Source organism: Vibrio sp. OPT46 (assembly GCF_015163535.1).
GTDB lineage: Bacteria > Pseudomonadota > Gammaproteobacteria > Enterobacterales > Vibrionaceae > Vibrio > Vibrio alginolyticus.
On record NZ_JADDYG010000730.1, the window covers coordinates 91,443 to 92,435 of the forward strand.

The window sequence follows — 993 nt, forward strand, 5'->3', positions numbered from 1 at the left end:
CCCGTTCAGTATAAAAATACTCAAAGATATACAGCTGCACTCAATAAGGGTTTGGTAAACCTAATATTTTTGGTTTACGCTTAGCGAAGCGTTTATTGTGCAACAAGGCAGCTTTTGAGTAACTTAAATGCCGCCTTAATACAGTGTTAACGGTTGGAGAGACATGAAAAAGTTAGCCCAAGAGATATGGATATTTGACGGAGATCCCGTCCAATTCTTAGGACTCCCATACACCACTCGTATGACTATTGTTAGGCTTTCTGATGGTGGCCTTTGGGTTCATAGTCCAATTAAGTTATCAAATTCGATTAGAGAGCAAATCAACAATCTAGGCCAAGTGAAATACTTAATCGCTCCTAATCATTTACACCACTTGTTCTTATCTGAATGGGTATTTGCCTATCCTAGCGCAGAAGTTTATGGCACAGATGAAGTCATCAAGAAGTGCCGTGATATACACTTTCACGCTTCACTTAACCAAGGCGGTAATGCTTGGAACTCTGAGGTTGAACAAGAACTATTTTCTGGCTCTCCATTAATGGAAGAGTGTGTGTTTTATCATCGACTTTCAAAGACCTTAATTGTTACTGACCTCGTCGAGAATTTTTCTGGTCAGGACTTTAACTACTGGCAGCGGTTTGTGGCTAAAGGGGCCGGTATTCTTGCTCCGAATGGAAAAATGCCTTTGGATTGGCGCCTAAGTTTTATGTTTAGCAAACAAGAGGCTCGAAAACACTTAAATAAACTGCTGTCTTGGAAACCTAATATATTGGTTATGGCTCACGGTGAAATCGTCCTTGATAATGCAGACAAGTTCTTACAGCGCTCTTTTAAGTGGCTAGTATGAGACAACATTGAAAACTCACACAACAGAATAGACAAGAAGCTATTTTAAAACATTAGGCCCTTTTAGCTTAGTCTTAGGGGGCAATTTACAGAACTACACGTTATGTTTAACGATAAGCTCCCCTATTCCTCTTAATTGAGCATTAT

1 protein-coding gene is annotated in these 993 nt (G+C 39.7%); it reads left to right on the plus strand.

The features are described 5' to 3' along the window. Positions 1-163: 163 nt before the first annotated feature. Entirely contained in the window at positions 164-847 is a 684-nt protein-coding gene (locus IQR33_RS26500) for a DUF4336 domain-containing protein (protein WP_054574095.1), read from the plus strand. Positions 848-993 lie beyond the last annotated feature (146 nt).

Coding starts and splice junctions, on each gene's coding strand:
- IQR33_RS26500 (WP_054574095.1), top strand. CDS start 164: ATGAAAAAGTTAGCCCAAGAGATATGGATATTTGACGGAGATCCCGTC.